Source organism: Stenotrophomonas sp. 1278 (assembly GCF_029892765.1).
GTDB lineage: Bacteria > Pseudomonadota > Gammaproteobacteria > Xanthomonadales > Xanthomonadaceae > Stenotrophomonas > Stenotrophomonas indicatrix.
In genome coordinates, this window is the sequence record NZ_JARXWD010000018.1 from 15,492 (window position 1) to 34,039 (window position 18,548).

Here is an 18,548-nt window from a genome sequence, read left to right on the forward strand (position 1 = left end):
TGCTCGGCGGACGCTCAGCCTTCGTCGGTCTCGTATTCGACGAACACATCCAGTTCCAGCGCCAGTTCCTGCACCGCATCGCGCACTTTCTGCGCGGTGCTCTCGTTGCCTACTTCCACTTCCAGTTCGTGGGTGCCCGGGCCGATGTCGTCGGACAGGCCGGCCGAGCTGGAATCATCGTCATCCATGTGCGGCATCAGGTCGTCGGTCTCTTCGACGTGTTCGATGCCTTCCAGGCCGAGCAGCAGGTCGCTGATCGCTCGGGCATCATCTTCGGTTCCGGTAATTCTCAGTCGCAGCAGGGCCATGGCGGAAGCACGTTGTGGGGTTCGCCTGCAGCCTAGCCAGCGCTGGGCAAAGATCGGGTGAGGGCGCAGTCAGCCGGGTGTGCTCGGTCGGCCCAGCAGGCTGTCCGGCAACGCCGGCACCGGCGTGCGCTCATCCGCTGCCTGGCCCAGCAGCCAGTCGATGAACAGCCGTGCGGCGGGGCTGGGCGGTCGCCCTTCGGCATGCACCACGTAATAGGCATAGCGTGCCTTCAGTGCAGGGCCAGGCAGGCGTACCAGCTCATAGCGCTGCAGGTACGGCTGGGCGACGTGGGTACGCGCCAGCACCGCGCCCATGCCGTACACCGCCGCGCGCATCGCGTCGGTACTGTCGGCAAAGGTGTGCATCGCCGGCAACGGTGACGGCGGACGCACGCCGGCATGGCGGAACCAATCGCGCCAGCCTTGTGGTGACAGATCGCTCAGCAGCGGCAGCTCGGCGATGCGTGCCGGGTCCTGCAGTGCTTCGACTCCCGGCAGCGCCGGGGACGCGACGGGAAACAGGTTGTCGTCCATCAGGTGCTGCGCATGCAGTCCGGGCCATTGGCCCAGTCCGTAGCGGATGCCGACCTCCGGGCCGTTCTCGTCGTAACGGTCCAGGCCACTGCCGGTGTGCAGCTCGATGCGGATGTGTGGATGGGCCTGGGTGAAACGCGGTAGCCGTGGCAGCAGCCAGCAGTACGACAGCGAGCGCAGCGTCGCGATCCGCAGCGGCACGCTGTCCGCATCCGGCTGCAGATGGTGGGCGACGGCAGCGACATCGGTGAACGCGGCGCTGGCGGCATCGGCCAACTGCCGGCCTTCGGCGGTCAGGCGTACCCCGCGTGCATGGCGCAGGAACAGGCGCGTGGCCAGCACCTCTTCCAGGCGCCGCACATGGTGGCTGACCGCGCTGGCGGTCAGATGCAGTTCCTGCGCGGCCTGGGCGAAGTTCTGATGGCGCGCAGCGACCGCGAAAACGGCCAGGGCGGGGAGCAGGGAAGGGCGTAGCAGCATGTCCAGCCTCAAACCATATTTGTGGCTGGCAGCGATACTACGCGCTTGTGCAGCGGGCGTCTGCGGCTGATCCTGTGTGGCCGGAACAGCGCCACGATGACGAACGGACAGAGCACATGAATGCGATACCCCAAGCGACCGAGCGTGATTGGCGCACACCGCTGGAATTGACCCTGCTCGGCGCGATCTGGGGCTGCTCGTTCCTGTTCATGCGGGTGGCGGTGCCTTCATTCGGGCCGTTCGCCCTGGTCGAGGTACGGCTGGTGCTGGGCGCACTGGTGTTGCTGCCGTTCCTGTGGCGCGCACGCGCGCAGTTCCCACCGCGCCGCTGGTTGTGGTTGGCGCCGATCGGCCTGGTCAATTCGGCGTTGCCGTTCGTGCTGTTCGCTTACGCCGCAGAGCGTGCGCCGGCGGCCATCGGTGCGATCTGCAATGCGATGACGGTGCTGTTTGCCGCACTGATCGCCTTCCTGTTCTTCGGCGAGAAGATCGGTGTACGCCGTGCCGGCGCGCTGCTGGTGGGGTTTGCCGGCGTGGTGGTGCTGGCCACGGCCAAGATCTCGGGGCTGAGCATCGGCACGGCCGTACTGGCCGGTGCCGCCGCCTCGCTGCTGTACGGCTTGGGCGTGAACCTGGTGAAGCGGCACATGACCGGTCTGCCCTCGGCTGCGGCCGCCGCTGCCACGTTGTCGTGCGCCTCATTGTGGTTGTTGCCGATGGCGCTCACGCATCTGCCGCAGGGTCCGATCCCAGGCAAGGCATGGGGCGCGGCGATCGCGCTGGGCGTGGTCTGCACCGGATTCGCCTTCCTGATGTTCTATCGCCTGATCGGCCGCATCGGCCCGTCGCGCGCGTCAACGGTGACCTACCTGGTTCCGCTGTTCGGCGCTGCGTTCGCCTGGTTGTTCCTGGGCGAGCCGGTGACGCTGCAGATGCTGATTGCGGGTGCGTTGATTCTCGGTAGCGTGGCGGTGAGTCAGAAGGGCTGACGGCGCCGACGCACGGGTAGTGCCGGGCGCTGCCCGGCAGCCCTTTTCCGCGCCTGCGGAGGGGTGTCACTTTCTTTGCTCGTGCAAAGAAAGTAACCAAAGAAACACGCCGCCAGGTCGCGAGCCGGTGCTGCGCACCGGTGCCCTGCGCTCCTCGGCCCGTCGAGGGGCGGCGCGCAGAAGTCAGCCGACTAACAGTCGGCTCTACAGGACATCGGCGCCTCTTCGCCCTCGCCGGACCTGCGGTGCTCGGCTCGCTCAAGGCGGACTGGAAGGTCAAGACCAACAGCAAGAGCATCCACGCATGGCGTGGATCTACTGGGTGCAGCTGCGGACTTTGATCTGGGTCCGCCTTGAGCGAGCCGAGCATCGCAGGGGACCGACGTGCGAAGCACGGCGGCTCGCGACCGGCGGAACGTTTCTTTTGGTTACTTTCCTTTGCGTACAAAGAAAAGTGACGCCCAAGAACAATGAAGCACCTTCAGCACGCGTCACGCGAGGAAAGCATCACCGCACCGGCACCGGAATATTGCACAGGTCGATATGCCCCGCCGGGCGCTTGTAGAAATCATCCACGCGGTTGCGCCGCGCTTCGACCGTATCGGCGAAGGTCTTCGAGTCGGTGCGCAGCACTTGGATCGGCGTGCGCTCGGCCGCGGGTACGTCGCTGACGCGACGGATCGACACGATCGGTGTGCGCAGCTTCGGGTCGGCGTAGAAGCCCATCGGTGCCGGTCCGCGCGGGATCGCGCTGAGCAGTTCCATGCCCTTCAGCACGCGGCCGACGAGGGTGATGTTGCGGTCCAGCTGGCGCGGCGACTGGCCGGTCACCACGTAGAGTTCGGCACCGATGCTGCTGTCTTCCTCGTTGCTGCGGCCCGCACCCAGCATGCCGTAGCAGTGCGCCAGCCAGGCCTTGCCGGCCTGCGGGTCCTGGCCGACCGGGAAGCCGTCGACGAAGCCGGTCTGTGCTGCCCAGCCATCGCGATCCGGCAGCACGCTCACCTTCAAACCGCGGTTGGCACGCTCGAATTCGGCCGGCAGCTTGCGCTGCGCGCTGCCGAACGGCTTGGCCTTGGCTGCATCGTCGGCGTCGGCATCGCCGAACTGCACCACGAAGTTGTCCTGCGAACGGTAGATGCTGGTGCCGTCCCAGAAGTGTTCGTGGGCGAAGGTCTGGATGTTGGCGACATGGCGCGGGGCGAACTGCGGCGCCAGCTCGATGATCACCCGCCCGGCCGGCAGGTCCATGTACAGCATGTTGGCCGGGTCCGGCGTGCGCCAGTCGCTGGCCGCCGAGGCATCAAGGATCTGCTGCGGGCTGCGGTAGGGCGTGGCTGCGCTGGCCATTGCGGGCAGCAGGCAGGCCAGGGCGAGGGCGGTCAGGGCAAGACGGCGACGGTGCGGCATGGGATCCCCGGAACATGAACGAGGCTTCGATTCTGCGCGAGTCGCTGCTGTTGCGCCAATCCTGCAGACTGGCTGTCGCGCCGCCCCTGCGGCACGATGTGCTTCCTTTGCATGGACGCACGAAATGCCAATGCTGGATCCAGGGGCCAAATTGCAGGCGATGGTCGATGGCTATCTGAAAGGCAATATCGATGACGGCGAAGACGGTGTCGGCTGGCTGCATGCACAGTCGCCACGGATGCTGGTCGATATCGATGGCCGCCGGCGCAGTTGGTGGGCGCCGCGGAGCAGTGAGCTGCTCGAATGCCTTCGGGTCAGTCCGCAGGCACCCGCCGCAGTGAAGGCGGCTGCGTTGTTTCTCGCCGGCGCGGACGGCAATGGTCGCACGCGTCAGGCGGCGCTGCAGCGGATGGACGCCCTTGCAGGGCGTCTGACGCTTTCCAGTGCGTTGCTGCGCTGCAATGACTGGGTCCCTGAGGTGCGGGTTGTAGCCCAGCAGATGGTGGAAGTTCTGCTGTCCCGCTGCAGCATCGACGACGTGCTGGCAGCGTGGCCGCTGGCGGTTCGCTTGCAGGATGCGCAACGGGTGGATGCCGATTGGCGCAGGGATACGCTGGAGGGCTGGCTATCGGCGCCCTCGCAGCGGGCAGTGCTGGGTGGACTGCTCGTCCATCGTGACTCACTCACGCGGCTGAGCGCCCATGCGATCGCCTTCGATGTCCACCCGGAGCGTGTGGCGATCCGTGCGCGTGCGCTGCGGGACAGCGATCCGCGCATTGCGCGCATGGCCTTCCAGGACCTTCTCGATGAGGGCGACCCATCGCAGGTGGTGGAGCAGTGCAGCATCGCGCTGACGGCTCCCTCCAGCCAAGTGCGCGCGTCGGCCCTGCGTACGTTGGTGGCGCATGAGGTGGAAGGGATCGACGTGTTTGTCGAGGATGCACTGTTCGACCGTGCACGGGCCGTCCGCAGTCTGGCGGCATTCCTGGTGCGGCAGCGCCACGCAACGCCGGCCATCGAGTTGTGGCGCAGCGCATTGGCGCAGCAGACAGCGGGGCGCTGGCGCGTGGCGCTGGAAGCGCTGGCCGACCATGCCGTCGCTGAGGACGTTGCACTGTTGCGGTCGCTTTATCCACGGGTGACGGCGCGCCATCGGCGGAATTGCGTACGAGGCTGGATACGGGCCGAGGGCGGCGCAGGGCTGGCGTTGCTGCGCGTTGCGCTGGAGGAGCCGGGGCGAAGCATCCACGAACTGTTGACCCACGCGCAGGCGGACTGGGTAGCCGAACTGGACGCCCCCCGGCTGCTGGCGTTCTGCCACGACGGTCCTTCCCCGGTGGCTCAGACCGGGCTGCTTCGGCTGCTGCCCCACGTGCCTTTGTGGCAGCATCTGGAACTTCTGCTGGATGCGGTCCCGCAGAGGCAGGACGAACGTGCATGGCATCTGCGCCTGGTGGAGAACTGGCTTCGAGTGAGCGAGAGTTACTCACCGCTGTCGGCAGCGCGCAGACAGGCCCTGCTGACCCGCCTTGAACACGGTGGGCACGACCTCTCCAATGCAATGGCACAGCGGCTGGCTGAGGCGGTCCGCCAAGCCTGATGTGGCCGGTACCCAACCGGCAGAGTGACTAACGACACATTCGCTATACCGAACTTCGCACTACTGTGGACTTCAACGTAGTGGAGGGCCGGTCATGTCCGAGGACGATGTCCACCTGAAGAAGTTCCAGAAGGAGCTCAGCGCCGGCACCGTGTCGCTGGCCCTGCTCGCAGTGCTGGCCCGCGCCGGTGAGCCGCTGTACGGCTACCTGATCGCCAAGGAGCTGGAACGGGTGGGCGAGGGCGTGCTCAGTGGCAAGCAGAGCGCGCTGTACCCGGTGCTGCGCAACCTGGAGGGTGCCGGCCTGCTGGAGAGCCATGTGGAGCCGTCCAGCAGCGGGCCGCCGCGCCGCTACTACCGCATCAACGCGCGTGGCCGGGAGGTGCTGCAGCAATGGCGCCAGGCTTGGCGCGACACCCGTGATTCCGTCGATTCCGTGTTGGAGGGGGTACCGCAATGAACGACCTGGACCTGGCAGGCAACCGTCTGCCCAGCACCATCCCGCAGTACCTGGCGCAGCTGCGTGCCGCGCTGGACGGTGCCGATCCGGCGATGGTGCAGGACGCCCTGTACGACGCCGAGGAATACCTGCGCTCGGAACTGGCGGCGCAACCCGGCCGCAGCGAAGCCGAGGTCATCGCCGACGTCGCCGGCAGCTACGGCGCACCGGACGAGGTGGCGGAGATCTACCGCGAAACCGAGCTCACGGTGAACCGCGCGCTGCGCACGCCGCGGGCTGACACGGGCCCGGTGCTGCGTGCAGCGGCCGAGGCCAGCGGTGCTGCACCGGCGGCACAGCCCGCAGCGCCCGTGCAACGCTCGCTGCTGGCGCGTTTCTTCGGCGTAGTGACGGACCCGCACACCTACGGCGCGCTGTTCTACATGCTGTTGTCGCTGGCCACCGGCATCTTCTTCTTCACCTGGGTGGTCACCGGTCTGTCGCTGTCGCTGGGCCTGCTGATCCTGATCATCGGTGTTCCGCTGACCGTGCTGTTCTTCGGTTCGGTGCGTGGACTGGCGTTGCTGGAAGGGCGGCTGGTGGAAGCGCTGCTGGGCGAGCGCATGCCGCGCCGGCCGCAGTACACCGACCGCAGCCGCAGCTGGCTGCAGCGTATCGGCGACATGTTCACCGATGGCCGCACCTGGCTGACCCTGCTGTACTTCGTGCTGATGCTGCCGCTGGGCATCATCTACTTCACCATCGCGGTGACCCTGCTGTCGCTGTCGCTGGGCTTGATCTGGGCACCGGTGGCGGCGATCTTCAGCGGCGACATCCCCGGCATCTACATCAACGACGTGAACGTGCTGCCGATGGCAGCCTCGCCGCTGGTGGCGATCGTGGTAGCAGCGGTGGGTGTGTTGCTGCTGCTGCTGACGATGCACCTGGCACGCGGCATCGGCAAGCTGCACGGCATGCTGGCCAAGAACCTGCTGGTGCGCTTGTAAGGCAGCGATCTGTTCTCTGGTGAGTGCCGACCTCGGTCGGCACTTCGCCATGGTAGGTGCCAACCTTGGTTGGCACCTACCATCAGGTGTCAGTACGCTTGAAAGATCGCCAACCAAGGTTGGCATCTACCGAAAGCGCCAACCAAGGTTGGCATCCACCAGGGACGTGCTACCCCGCCTTTCGCCGCAGCGGGGTGACGTTGCTCTTCTTCTTCGTGGCCTTCGATGCCGGGGCTTCGGCATGCGCGGCGAAGAAGTCACGCACCTTCGGGTACACCACTTCGCGCCAGCGGCGGCCGCTGAAGATGCCGTAATGGCCTGCACCATCCACGATGAAGTGTTCACGGCGTTCGGCCGGTATACCGCTGCACAGTGCCTGCGCCGCTTCGGTCTGGCCGAGGCCGGCGATATCGTCCAGCTCGCCTTCGATGCTCAGCAGCGCGGTATCGCGGATTGCCGACGGGTCGACCTTTTCGCCATTGACCACCCACTCGCCACGCGGCAGCAGGAAGTCCTGGAACACCACGGAGATGGTGTCCAGGTAGTACTTGGCCGGCATGTCCAGCACCGCGTTGTACTCGTCGTAGAAGCGACGGTGTGCGTCGGCATCCTCCAGGTCGCCCTTCACCAGGTCGGTGTAGAAATCCCAGTGCGAGCTGAAGTGGCGGCTGGGATTCATCGACAGGAAGCCGGCGTGCTGCAGGAAACCGGGATACACGCGGCGGCCGGCACCGGGATAGCTGGCCGGCACGGTGTGGATGACATTGTTCTCGAACCACGACAGCGGGTTCTGCGTCGCCAGGTTGTTGACCGCGGTCGGGCTGCAGCGCGCATCGATCGGGCCACCCATCATCACCAGCGTGCGCGGCGTCGGTTCGCCGCGGCTGGCCATCAATGAAACCGCGGCCAGCACCGGTACGGTCGGCTGGCAGACACTCACCACGTGCAGGCGCTCCACGCCAAGATGGCGGATGAACTCCTGGATATAGGCGATGTAGTCGTCCAGCCCGAATTCGCCTTCGCTGCCGGGCACCATGCGCGCGTCGACCCAGTCGGTCACGTACACGCGGTGGTCGCGCAGCAGCGTGCGCACGGTATCGCGCAGCAGCGTGGCGTGATGGCCCGACAACGGAGCCACCACCAGCACGAACGGCTGGTTGAGCATGGTGTGCAGCTGGTCGGCTTCATTGCTGTGGCGCTTGAAGCGCAGCAGCTTGCAGAACGGCTTGCTGAGTTCCTCGTGCACCACGATCGGCACGCGCTCGCCCTCGACTTCGATTTCGTTGATGCCCCATTCGGGCTTCTCGTAATCCTTGCCGATGCGATGGAACAGCTCATTGACCGCGGCCAGGCGATCAGCGCCGGGCATCTGCGACCACCAGTGCCCCTGGTTGGCGAAGAACTTGGCGTTGGCCTGGGCCTGGTGCACCCAGGGGGCGAGCAGGTTGCGGGTCAGTTCGTGCAGTTGATAGAGCATGCCGACCGAATATGTATGGTCTTATGTTGCCGCGCAGCATAGCGCATCCGACTGTCCCGGACGTTAAGCAGACGCACTGGCCGTATTCAGCGGGCCGCCTGTTCCAGCGCAGTGGCTTCGGTGGCCAGTGCTGGCCCCAGCCAGAGGTGGGACCCGACTGCCTGCAGGCCTTGGCGCGTCAGCTCGCGCCGGTACCAGCGGGCCGGGCGCGACTGGAAGCCGTCATGGTCGCCCTCGAATTCATCTTCGGCGGCAAAGGTCTCCAGGAAGGCCACCCCTGCGGTCAGTTCGGCCAGCCCGGCCAGGCCCGCGCGCAGTTCGCGGTTGGGCACGTAATGCATCACGTCCGAACAGACCAGCAGGTCGACCGGGGCGCAGGGGCGCAGCCAGGCGAAATCGCCGAAGCTGGCCAAGTGCAGGTTGCGGGTGCGGCCGTAGCGGCGCACAGCGTACTCGCTGCTGTCGAAACCGAGGTATTCGACCTTCGGACGCAGTTTCAGCAGCGGTGCGCGCCACGCACCTTCGCCGCAGCCGATATCCAGCACGCTGCGGATCGGTCGTTCCAGGTAGTACTCGGCCGTCGCCACGGCGAGGGCGACCTTGCGCGCCAGGCGCGCGCTGCCGCCGATGTCGGCGCGGCGGTACCAGCGCTGGAAGTAGGCGGCGTCGTAGGCCTTGTCCATGGCGTTCGGGTGCAGTCGTGAAATCGGCGCCTATCGTACGGCGTTGCAGCACGTCATGCGTCGATGTGTCGCGGCGGTTGCACGTGAGGTGGCCTCGTCAGCGCATGCGAGAATGGCGGACATCCACGCCAGCCGCCGGAGCGAGCGCATGCAGAGCTATTACTGGGTCAAGACCTTCCACATCGTGTTCGTGGTGGCATGGATGGCCACGGTGTTCTACCTGCCGCGCATCCTGGTGAACCTGTCCGAGACGGCGGGGCAGCCGGCGGTGGTCGAGCGCCTGCAGCTGATGGGCATGCGCCTGTATCGCTTCGGCCATTCGATGTTCGGCCTGGCGTTCGTGCTCGGCCTGGTGCTGTGGCTGGGCTACAAGGTGATTCCGGATTTCCCGACCATGGTCGCCCCGGGGGGCGCGGGATGGCTGCACGCCAAGCTGGGCCTGGTGGTGGTGCTGCTGGCGTACTTCATCTGGATCGGGCGGCTGCTGAAAGGCGTGGCCAGGGGCAGGGCGCTGCCGTCGTCGCGCGCGCTGCGCTGGATCAACGAGATCCCGCTGCTGGCCTTCATCCCGATCGTCTGGCTGGTGCTGGCCAAGCCGTTCTGAGATCTGGAGCTCTCGAACATGTCACTTTCTTGCTCGTGCAAGAAGGTAACCAAAGAACACGCCGCCAGGTCGCGAGCCGGTGCTACGCACCGGTGCCCTGTGCTTCTCGGTGAATCAGGGGACGGCGCCGAACTCGCTGCGCTCAGACATCGGCGCCTCTACGCCCCTGATTCCCCTGCGATGCTCGGCTCGCTAAAAGGCGGACCCAACGTCAAACGCCGCACCTGCACCCAGTAGATCCACGCCATGCGTGGATGCTTTTCGCTCCGCTTTCCCAATCCGCCTTCAAGCGAGCCGAGCACCGGAGGTCCGGCAAGGGCGTAGAGGCGCGGATGTTTGAGCGTAGCGAGTTCCGCGCCGTCCCTTGGCGGACTGAGGAGCGCAGGGAACCGGTGTGCAGAGCACACCGGCTCGCGGCTGGCGGAGCGTTTCTTTTGGTTACTTTTCTTTTCGCGAAAAGAAAAGTAACGCCTCGAGCAGAGGCTCAGGCCGCTTCGTAAGTACCGTAGCTGCGCAGGCGCTTGTAGCGCTGGTCCAGCAGCTCTTCGGTGGACAGTGCATCCAGCGCGTCCAGCTCGTTCAGCAGCACGGCCTTCAGCCGCTTGGCCATCTGCGTCGGGTTGCGGTGGGCGCCGCCGGTCGGCTCGCGCACGACCTTGTCGACCAGGCCCAGGCCCTTCAGGCGCGGCGCGGTCAGGCCCAGCTGCTCGGCAGCATCCTTGGCCTTGCCGGCATCCTTCCACAGGATCGAAGCACAGCCTTCCGGGGTGATGGTCGAGTACACCGCGTATTCCAGCATCACGGTACGGTCGCCCACGCCCAGCGCCAGTGCGCCGCCCGAGCCGCCTTCACCGATCACGGTGCAGATGATCGGCACCTTCAGTTCGGCCATCTCGATCAGGTTGCGCGCGATCGCTTCGGACTGGCCGCGCGACTCGGCATCGATGCCCGGCCAGGCGCCGGCGGTATCGATCAGGGTCAGCACCGGCAGGCCGAAACGCTCGGCCATCTTCATCAGTCGCAGCGCCTTGCGGTAGCCCTCGGGCTTGGGCATGCCGAAGTTGCGCTTGATCTTTTCCTTGGTGTCGCGGCCCTTCTGGTGGCCGATGACCATCACCGACCGGCCATTGATGCGGGCCAGGCCGCCCATGATCGCCTTGTCGTCGGCGAAGGCACGGTCGCCGGCCAGTTCCTGGAACTCATCGCAGATGATGCGGATGTAGTCGGCGGTGTACGGGCGCGACGGATGGCGGGCCAGCTGCAGCACCTGCCACGAGGTCAGGTTGCGGAAGATCTGTGCGGTGCGCACACGCAGCTTGTCCTGCAGCGCATGCACTTCGGCCTCGACATTGACCGCCGGCCCGGCACTGGCGTTGCGCAGTTCCTGGATCTTGGCTTCCAGGTCGGCGATGGGTTGCTCGAAGTCGAGGTAGTTCGGATTCATCGGAAGCCGTCGTGTAAAGAAGAGGGGAATTCTAGCCGAATGCGCAGGAACGGCCCGTACGCCTTCGTCTGGAAGCCGACGGTAGCGCAGTGGGGGCCGGCGGCGCCAGTCGGTCCGCCGGCCGCCGGTTCAGGGCAGGACCAGCGCGCTGCGGGCCATTTCGGTACTGCGGATCGTCACGAAGTCGTTGTAGGCCTGGTTGGCTGCCACCGGCAGCTTCGCGCCGAGCGTCATGGTGGCCTGGGTGAAGGCCATCTGCGCCTGGAAGTCTTCCTTGCGCAGGGCCTTCTGCTCGCTGGCCGTGGTGGCCTTCAGCCAGCGGGCATAGATGTCGCGCACCGGACCGGCATGGGCCTCGAAGGCCGGGTCCAGCGCGGGCAGCGCCGGCGCCGGTTCCAGCGTGTAGGCCGGGGCCACGTAGCCGGCGGGCTGCTCGCGCTTGTAGGCACCAGGTTCTCCCATGCTGGCCTCGATGTAGGTGATGAACTCCGGCGCGGTGAAGATCTTGGTGCTGATCCGGCCGCCGGTCGAGTCCACGTGCGCAACCACCTGCTCCTCGGGGAACGGCTCGCGCACGCCGAAGTTCCAGGTCTTGTCGATGAACAGGCCATGGTGCTTTTCGAACGGTCCCTTGAACTCGACGCCGCCCAGCTCGATGCCCAGGCCGCTGACACCGAAGTTCTTCAGCTTGTCCTCGCCGGTCACATAGATCTCGCGCGCCGTCACGTACTCGCTGAGGCTGGGATTGATCAGGCCGCCGCGGCCGTCGGCGTAGACGATGAAGCGCACATCGCCCAGGCGGTCGGTATGCAGGTGATGCTCACCGGCAGCCAGGCTGATCGGTCGCGACGCGTGCGCGGCCACCGGCAGGTCCTTGCCATCGATGCTGATCGCCAGCGGCGCATCGGTCGGGTTGTCGATCTCGAAATCGACCTTGGAGGAACAGCCGGCCAGCGCGAGCGCGGCCATCATCGGCAACAGCAGGTTCTTCATTACGGGCAATCGTCCTTGACGTATGCAGCGGGAAAACAGCAACGGATCCGGGGCCAGCCTCAGCTGGCCCATGGCGGGCTGTAGCGCACCTTCAGCGTGCGCACGGCCGGTTCGGCGCGCAGCGCCTCCATCAGCTTGGAATCGACGCGCACCGCGCTCTGCCCGGAAACATCGAGCATGCCGGCGATGCCGCCATCGGGGCCCTTCAGCAGCAGGTCCAGGCGCAGGGGCGTGCGGCCGGGGCGATGGCGGTCGAGCAGGGCGTCGATGCGCTCCCACACCGGTCGCTGATGGCGCAGGTCCAACCGCAGCGACAGGCGCGTGGCGTAGTTCGCACAGACCTCGTCGAAGTCCCAGCACTGGCGGATGCGCAGTGCGAAGCCGCCATTGAATTCGTCTTCGCGCAGGCCGCCCTTGACCACCAGGATACGGTCCTTGGTCATCAGGTGGCCGAACTCGGCCATGGCATCGGAGAACGCGCTGCATTCGACGCGGCCACGGCCATCTTCCAGCTGGATGAAGATCTGGCTCTCGCCCTTGCGGCGCACGCCGACCACCTGGCCGGCCAGCACGGTCTGCACTTCCGGACGCCAGCGCTTCTCGCCGCCACCACTGTTGCTGTTGGCGCTCCAGATCTTTTCCACCGAGCCGAGGTCGGTACCGACCAGATCGCGCACGTCATCGCGCCACGGGTCGAACGGGTGGCCACTGAGGTAGAAGCCCAGCGTGTCGCGCTCGCCGTTGAGGCGCTGCAGCAACGGCCATTCATCGGTTTCCTGCAGCTCCAGGTGGATGGCCTGCACGCCCGGCTCGGGGCCGCCGAACAGCGAGTTCTGGCCGGACGCACGCTCGCGCGCCATCTGTTCGGTGGCCTTGATCACTTCCGGCAGCTGCAGCATCAGCGAGGCACGGTTGTGGCCCAGCTCATCCAGCGCACCGCAGTTGATCATTGCTTCCAGCGTGCGCCGGTTGAGCTTGGCCGAACCGATGCGGGTGCAGAAGTCGAGCAGGTCGGTGTAGTCGCCGCCGCGAAGGCGTTCCTCCACCACCGCTTCGCAGGCACCCTGGCCGACGCCCTTGATCGCCCCCAGGCCGTATTGGATCGTGTCCGGCGTGGACGCTTCAAACATGAAGGCGGACTGGTTCACCTTCGGCGGCAGCACGGTCAGGCCGAGGTTGCGCACCTCGTCCAGGAAGCCGACCACCTTTTCGGTGTTGTCCATGTCCGAAGACAGCGTCGCGGCCATGAACTCGGCCGGGTAATGGCGCTTGAGCCAGGCCGTCTGGTAACTCACCAGCGCGTAGGCGGCGGCGTGCGACTTGTTGAAGCCGTAGCCGGCGAACTTCTCCATCAGGTCGAAGATCGCATCGGCCTTGGCTTCGCCGACGCCGTCCTTGGCCGCACCTTCGCGGAAGATCTCGCGGTGCTTGGCCATTTCCGCCGGCACCTTCTTGCCCATCGCACGGCGCAGCAGGTCGGCGCCGCCCAGCGAGTAGCCGCCGACGATCTGCGCCATCTGCATCACCTGCTCCTGGTACACCATGATGCCGTAGGTGTCGCGCAGGATGCGCTCGGTGCGCGGATCGGGATACTCCACGTCTTCGCGCCCGTGCTTGCGGTCGACGAAGGAGGGAATCAGGTCCATCGGGCCGGGTCGGTACAGCGACACCAGCGCGATCAGGTCTTCGAAACGGTCGGGCTTGGCGTCCTTCAGCAGGCGGCGCATGCCCGAGGATTCGAACTGGAACACCGCGCCGGTATTGCCCGAGGCGAAGATGTCCTTGTAGGTGGGCGCATCGTCCAGCGGCAGCTGGGTGATGTCCACCGGCGGAATGCCGGCGCGCTCATGGCGCTTGTTGATCGCCTTCACCGCCCAGTCGATGATCGTCAGCGTGCGCAGGCCGAGGAAGTCGAACTTCACCAGGCCGACTTCTTCAACGTCGTTCTTGTCGAACTGGGTGACCGGATTCTTGCCGCGGCCGTCTTCATCGTGTTCGGCGAACAGCGGGCAGAACTCGCTCAACGGCTCGGGCGCGATCACCACGCCACCGGCGTGCTTGCCGGCGTTGCGGGTCAGGTCCTCCAGCTGCCGTGCCAGGTCGATCAGGTCGCGGACGTCGTCCTCGCTCTGGTAGCGCTGGATCAGCTCGGGCGAAGCCATCTCGCTGTCCTTGCCCTCACCCATCGCATCCTTCAGCGAGATGCCGAGGATGTTCGGGATCAGCTTGGCGACGCCGTCGACCAGGCCGTAGGGGAAGCCGAGCACGCGGCCGGAGTCGCGCACCACCGCCTTGGCCGCCATCGTGCCGTAGGTGATGATCTGGCTGACCCGCTCGCGGCCATATTTGCGCGCAACGTAGTCGATGACCTCGTCGCGGCGGTCCATGCAGAAGTCGATGTCGAAGTCGGGCATCGACACGCGTTCGGGGTTGAGGAAGCGCTCGAACAGCAGGTTGTACGGCAGCGGGTCCAGATCGGTGATCTGCAGTGCCCACGCCACCAGCGAACCCGCACCCGAACCACGGCCCGGGCCGATCGGAATGCCCTGCGCCTTGCCCCACTGGATGAAGTCGGCCACGATCAGGAAGTAGCCGGGGAAGCCCATCTTGATGATGGTGTCCAGCTCGAACTCGAGGCGGTCGCTGTAATCCTGCGCGGTCATGCCGGGCGCGATGGGATTCTTTTCCAGGCGTGCGGCCAGGCCCTTGCGCGACTCGCTGCGGATCCAGCTGTCCAGCGTCTCCTCGTCGGGCACCGGATAGTCGGGCAGGAAGTAGGTGCCCAGGCGCATCTCGATGTTGCAGCGCTCGGCCAGCGCCAGCGTGTTGTCGATCGCATCGGGGATGTCGGCGAACAGCGCGCACATCTCTTCGGCCGACTTCAGGTACTGCTGGTCGCTGTACTCGCGTGGGCGCTTGGGGTCATCCAGCACGCGGCCGGTGGAGATGCACACGCGGGCTTCGTGCGCGCTGAAATCGGACGGTGACAGGAAGCGTACGTCGTTGCTGGCGATCACCGGCAGGCCACGCTGGCCGGCGGCCATCAGCGCGAACTGGTTGAAGCTCTCTTCGCCATCGCGGCCGGTGCGGGTCAGCTCCAGGTGCAGGCCGTCACCGAACACGCGCTGCCAGTCGGCCAGCTGCTGTTCGGCCAGATCGTGCTTGCCATCCAGCGCCAGGCGCCCGGCCAGACTCTCACGGCCGGCCAGGGCGAACAGGTTGGCGTTGCCGGCCTTCAGCCAGTCCGGATGCACCGCCACGCCGCCCTCGGGGCGATGGCCTTCCATCCATGCCCGGGTCAGCAGACGCGACAGGCTCAGGTAGCCCTCGCGGTCGCGACACAGCAGAGTCATCCGCCACGGGTCCTGGCCTTCTTCGGCGATCATCACGTCGGCGCCGGCGATGGGCTTGATGCCCACGCCTTCGGCGGCCTTGTAGAACTTGACCAGGGCGAACAGGTTGTTGAGGTCGGTCACCGCCAGCGCAGGCAGGCCGAGTTCGACCGAGCGCGACAGCAGGTTGGCCTGCTTGGCCTTCTTCGGGTCAGCCTGGTCCGGCTTGGCCGGCACGCGGATGGTGGAGTCCGCCAGCGAGAACTCGGTGTGGACGTGGAGATGTACGAAGCGGGAGTTGGACATGCCGGACCAGGTTGGAGCGCGCAGGCCCCGGGTGCAGACGCGGGAATCGTCGCCGGGGTCGGGAAGCGCTGGAGTGCCCGGTCAGGGTAGCGAGGGCAGGGGGTTGCGACAAGGACTTGACGGTGCGCGATATCGCCAATGCCGCCGGGCATGGCACGGCGCTACCGGGGGCGTTCATGTTGCCGTGGTAGCGCAGGGCCATGCCCGGCGAACGTTCAGGCGATCGCGATGGCGGCCGCCCCAGCCGGCGGCGCCTCCAGGCACTCGCGCACCGGGGCGAAGCTGCGCCGGTGCTCCGCGCATGGGCCGTGTTCACGCAGGGCGGCCAGATGCGCCGGGGTGCCGTAGCCCTTGTGCTGGTCGAAGCCGTACTGCGGGTGGCGTGCGTGCAGGTCCAGCATGTAGCGGTCGCGCGAGACCTTGGCCAGGATCGAGGCCGCCATGATCGCGCGGTCGATGCCATCGCCGCCGACCAGCGCCTGCGCCGGCAGCACCAGCCCCTTGGGTACCACGTTGCCGTCGATGCGGGCGAAGCCGGCCACGTGGGCCACCGCCGCGACCACATCGCGCATGCCCTGCAGGGTGGCCTGATAGATGTTCAGGCGATCGATGGCTTCCACGTCCACCAGCACCACGTGCCAGGCCAGGGCGCGGTCGAGGATGCGGTCATGCAGCTGCTCGCGGCGGGCCGCGGTCAGCTGCTTGGAATCATCCAGGCCGTTCAGTCGTGGCCGCTGCGGGTCGAACACCACCGCTGCCACCGCGACGGGGCCGGCCAGCGGTCCGCGTCCGGCTTCGTCGACACCGGCGATGCGGTGGCCGGGGTCGATCACCGCGGCACCATCGAACAAGGCCAGGCTGGCGGCTGCGGCGTGGCGGCGGCTCATGCCTTTTCCTGGCCGCGGACCAGCAGCTCGCCAACGGCATCGGCTGCGCGCGCCGATGCATTGCGGCGCAGTCGTTCATGCAGGCGCGCGTAGGTGCCCTGCAGGTCGGCGATCCGCTGCGGATGGTCGAACCACTGCTGGATGGCGGCGGCCAGTTTTTCCGGCGTGCAGTCGTGCTGCATCAGCTCTGGCGCCAGGTCCTGGCCGGCCAGGATGTTGGGCAGGGCGAAGCGGTCGACCTTGATCAACCCCAGCGCCTTCACCAGGCGGTACGTCAGTTCGTTGACCCGGTAGCCGACCACCATCGGGCGCTTCACCAGCATCGCCTCCAGGGTGGCGGTACCGGAGGCCAGCACCACCACGTCGGCGGCGATCATCGCATTGCGTGCCTGGCCGTCCAGTACATGCGAATAGGCCACCGGCAGCGCCGAGCGTGACAGCTGCTCTTCGATCAGGCGCCGGCAGGCCGCATTGGCCGCCGGCACCACCACGTGCAGGCCGGGAATGCGCTCGGATACCTGCCAGGCGGCCTCGAAGAAGGCTTCGCCGAGCTTGGATATCTCGCCCAGGCGGCTGCCGGGAAGCACGGCCAGCACCTTGGCCGAGGCGGGCAGGCCGAGCTCGATCCGGGCCGCTTCCCGGTCGACGTGCAGCGGGATGTCATCGGCCATCGGATGGCCGACGAAGCGCGCGTCGATGCCGTGCTTGGCGTAGATCGGCGGTTCCATCGGGAACAGGCACAGCACCAGGTCGGCGCTGCTGCCGATCTTCTCGGCACGCTTCTCGCGCCATGCCCACACCGAAGGGCTGACGTAGTGCACGGTGCGCACGCCACGCTGTTTCAGCCAGCGTTCGATGCCCAGATTGAAGTCCGGAGCGTCGATGCCGATGAACACATCCGGTTGCCACTCCAGCGCACGCTGGCGGAAGGCCGAACGCAGCTTGAGCAGCCGCGGCAGATGACGCAGGACTTCTGTCAGGCCCATCACCGCCAGTTCGCTGGCATCGTGCCAGGTCTGGCAGCCGGCGCTGCGCATGGCATCGCCGCCGATGCCGGCGAATTCGGCATGCGGGAAGCGGGCCTTCAGTTCGCGCACCAGTCCTGCGCCGAGCAGGTCGCCGGAGGCTTCACCGGCGACCAGGGCGATCCGCAACGGGCGCTCGCTGAGCACCCGGTGTGCAGGCACGCTGCCGGCCATCGAGGCCAGCGAAATCACCTCGGCGCCGGCCGGCGCCTGGCCGGTCGCGCTGCTCATCGCAGCAGGTGCCTCTCGGTGTGCTCGATGAAGTCCAGCATCGACTTGACGTCGTCACTGTCGCGCGCCTGCTCGGCCAGCTGTGCCTTGGCTTCGGCCAGCGGCAGGCCCGCCACGTACAGCGTGCGGTAGGCACGCTTGATGGCGGTGATGCGTTCGGGATCGAAGCCGCGACGCTTCAGGCCCTCGCTGTTGATGCCGCGCGGGCGGCCCAGCGAGTCGGTGCCGACCATGGTGAACGGGGGCACGTCGCCATTGGTCAGCGCGCCCATGCCGAGGAAGGCATGGGCACCGATGCGGCAGAACTGGTGCGCACCGGCGAAGCCGCTGATGATCACGTAGTCACCCACGGTCACGTGCCCGGCCAGCGTGGTGTTGTTGGAGAACACGCAGAAGTTGCCGACGTGGCAATCGTGGGCCACGTGCGTGTAGGCCAGCATCCAGTTGTCATCGCCGATGGTGGTGATGCCACCGCCGCCGCCAGTGCCACGGTTGAGGGTGACGAACTCGCGGAACACGTTGCGGTCGCCGATCACCAGTTCGGTGCGTTCACCGCCGTACTTCTTGTCCTGCGGTTCGCCGCCGACCGCGACATGGCCGATGAAACGGTTGTCGCGGCCGATCCGGGTCGGGCCATGGATGCTGCAGTGCGGACCGACCTCGGTGCCGGCACCGATCTCGACGTCCGGCCCGATGATCGTGAACGCGCCCACGCGGACATCGTCGGCCAGGCGCGCCGACGGATCGATCACGGCAGTGGGGTGGATCAGGGGGGCGTTGTCGCTCATCTCGGACCTCC

At 66.7% G+C, this 18,548-nt stretch carries 16 protein-coding genes; 5 read left to right on the forward strand and 11 right to left on the reverse strand.

What is annotated here, in order from left to right:
- Positions 1–14: 14 nt before the first annotated feature.
- Positions 15–308, reverse strand: a complete 294-nt coding sequence (locus tag M2299_RS14895; protein ID WP_025877698.1) for a hypothetical protein — start codon at positions 306–308, stop codon at positions 15–17.
- 69 nt (positions 309–377) lie between these two features.
- Positions 378–1,322, reverse strand: a complete 945-nt coding sequence (locus M2299_RS14900; protein ID WP_025877697.1) for a LysR substrate-binding domain-containing protein — start codon at positions 1,320–1,322, stop codon at positions 378–380.
- 116 nt (positions 1,323–1,438) lie between these two features.
- Between M2299_RS14900 and M2299_RS14905 the strand changes: the two genes are divergently transcribed.
- Positions 1,439–2,311: a DMT family transporter gene (locus M2299_RS14905; protein WP_025877696.1), complete on the forward strand. Its 873-nt coding sequence runs from the start codon at positions 1,439–1,441 to the stop codon at positions 2,309–2,311.
- A gap of 507 nt (positions 2,312–2,818) precedes the next feature.
- Here the strand turns inward: M2299_RS14905 and M2299_RS14910 are convergent.
- Positions 2,819–3,721: a peptidylprolyl isomerase gene (locus M2299_RS14910; RefSeq protein WP_280884590.1), complete on the reverse strand. Its 903-nt coding sequence runs from the start codon at positions 3,719–3,721 to the stop codon at positions 2,819–2,821.
- A 124-nt stretch (positions 3,722–3,845) separates the two neighbouring features.
- Between M2299_RS14910 and M2299_RS14915 the strand changes: the two genes are divergently transcribed.
- The 3 genes from M2299_RS14915 to M2299_RS14925 all read left to right on the forward strand — a co-directional run bounded on the left by M2299_RS14915 (position 3,846) and on the right by M2299_RS14925 (position 6,767).
- Positions 3,846–5,321: a hypothetical protein gene (locus M2299_RS14915; protein WP_280884591.1), complete on the forward strand. Its 1,476-nt coding sequence runs from the start codon at positions 3,846–3,848 to the stop codon at positions 5,319–5,321.
- Positions 5,322–5,415: 94 nt separating this feature from the next.
- Positions 5,416–5,781, forward strand: a complete 366-nt coding sequence (locus tag M2299_RS14920; protein ID WP_032975774.1) for a PadR family transcriptional regulator — start codon at positions 5,416–5,418, stop codon at positions 5,779–5,781.
- Positions 5,778–6,767, forward strand: a complete 990-nt coding sequence (locus tag M2299_RS14925; protein ID WP_033830707.1) for a sensor domain-containing protein — start codon at positions 5,778–5,780, stop codon at positions 6,765–6,767. The genes M2299_RS14920 and M2299_RS14925 overlap by 4 nt, the downstream gene beginning before the upstream one ends.
- 169 nt (positions 6,768–6,936) lie before the next feature.
- On the opposite strand, the gene phaZ is transcribed toward M2299_RS14925, so the two are convergent.
- Positions 6,937–8,244, reverse strand: a complete 1,308-nt coding sequence (gene phaZ / locus M2299_RS14930; protein WP_080149345.1) for a polyhydroxyalkanoate depolymerase — start codon at positions 8,242–8,244, stop codon at positions 6,937–6,939.
- An 86-nt stretch (positions 8,245–8,330) separates the two neighbouring features.
- Complete coding sequence (locus tag M2299_RS14935; protein ID WP_280884592.1) at positions 8,331–8,927, reverse strand: class I SAM-dependent methyltransferase; 597 nt, start codon at positions 8,925–8,927, stop codon at positions 8,331–8,333.
- 148 nt (positions 8,928–9,075) lie between these two features.
- Between M2299_RS14935 and M2299_RS14940 the strand changes: the two genes are divergently transcribed.
- Positions 9,076–9,531, forward strand: a complete 456-nt coding sequence (locus tag M2299_RS14940; RefSeq protein ID WP_099844244.1) for a CopD family protein — start codon at positions 9,076–9,078, stop codon at positions 9,529–9,531.
- Between the two features lie 484 nt (positions 9,532–10,015).
- Here M2299_RS14940 and M2299_RS14945 read toward each other — a convergent pair whose 3' ends face one another.
- The 6 genes from M2299_RS14945 to lpxA form a co-directional block, all read right to left on the reverse strand.
- The gene (locus M2299_RS14945; protein WP_025877686.1) at positions 10,016–10,975 is read right to left on the reverse strand and encodes an acetyl-CoA carboxylase carboxyltransferase subunit alpha; all 960 of its coding nucleotides are present in this window, start codon (positions 10,973–10,975) and stop codon (positions 10,016–10,018) included.
- Between the two features lie 129 nt (positions 10,976–11,104).
- Positions 11,105–11,968, reverse strand: a complete 864-nt coding sequence (locus M2299_RS14950; RefSeq protein ID WP_080149343.1) for a hypothetical protein — start codon at positions 11,966–11,968, stop codon at positions 11,105–11,107.
- Positions 11,969–12,027: 59 nt separating this feature from the next.
- On the reverse strand, positions 12,028–15,606 hold the full coding sequence (gene dnaE / locus M2299_RS14955; RefSeq protein ID WP_080149342.1) for a DNA polymerase III subunit alpha: 3,579 nt from the start codon (positions 15,604–15,606) through the stop codon (positions 12,028–12,030).
- Positions 15,607–15,821: 215 nt separating this feature from the next.
- Positions 15,822–16,493, reverse strand: coding sequence for a ribonuclease HII (locus tag M2299_RS14960; RefSeq protein WP_032975781.1), 672 nt, complete (start codon positions 16,491–16,493; stop codon positions 15,822–15,824).
- Positions 16,490–17,692: a lipid-A-disaccharide synthase gene (gene lpxB, locus M2299_RS14965; protein WP_223482669.1), complete on the reverse strand. Its 1,203-nt coding sequence runs from the start codon at positions 17,690–17,692 to the stop codon at positions 16,490–16,492. Before lpxB ends, M2299_RS14960 begins: the two co-directional genes overlap by 4 nt.
- Positions 17,693–17,745: 53 nt before the next feature.
- Entirely contained in the window at positions 17,746–18,537 is a 792-nt protein-coding gene (lpxA, locus tag M2299_RS14970) for an acyl-ACP--UDP-N-acetylglucosamine O-acyltransferase (RefSeq protein WP_025877677.1), read from the reverse strand.
- Between the last annotated feature and the right edge of the window lie 11 nt (positions 18,538–18,548).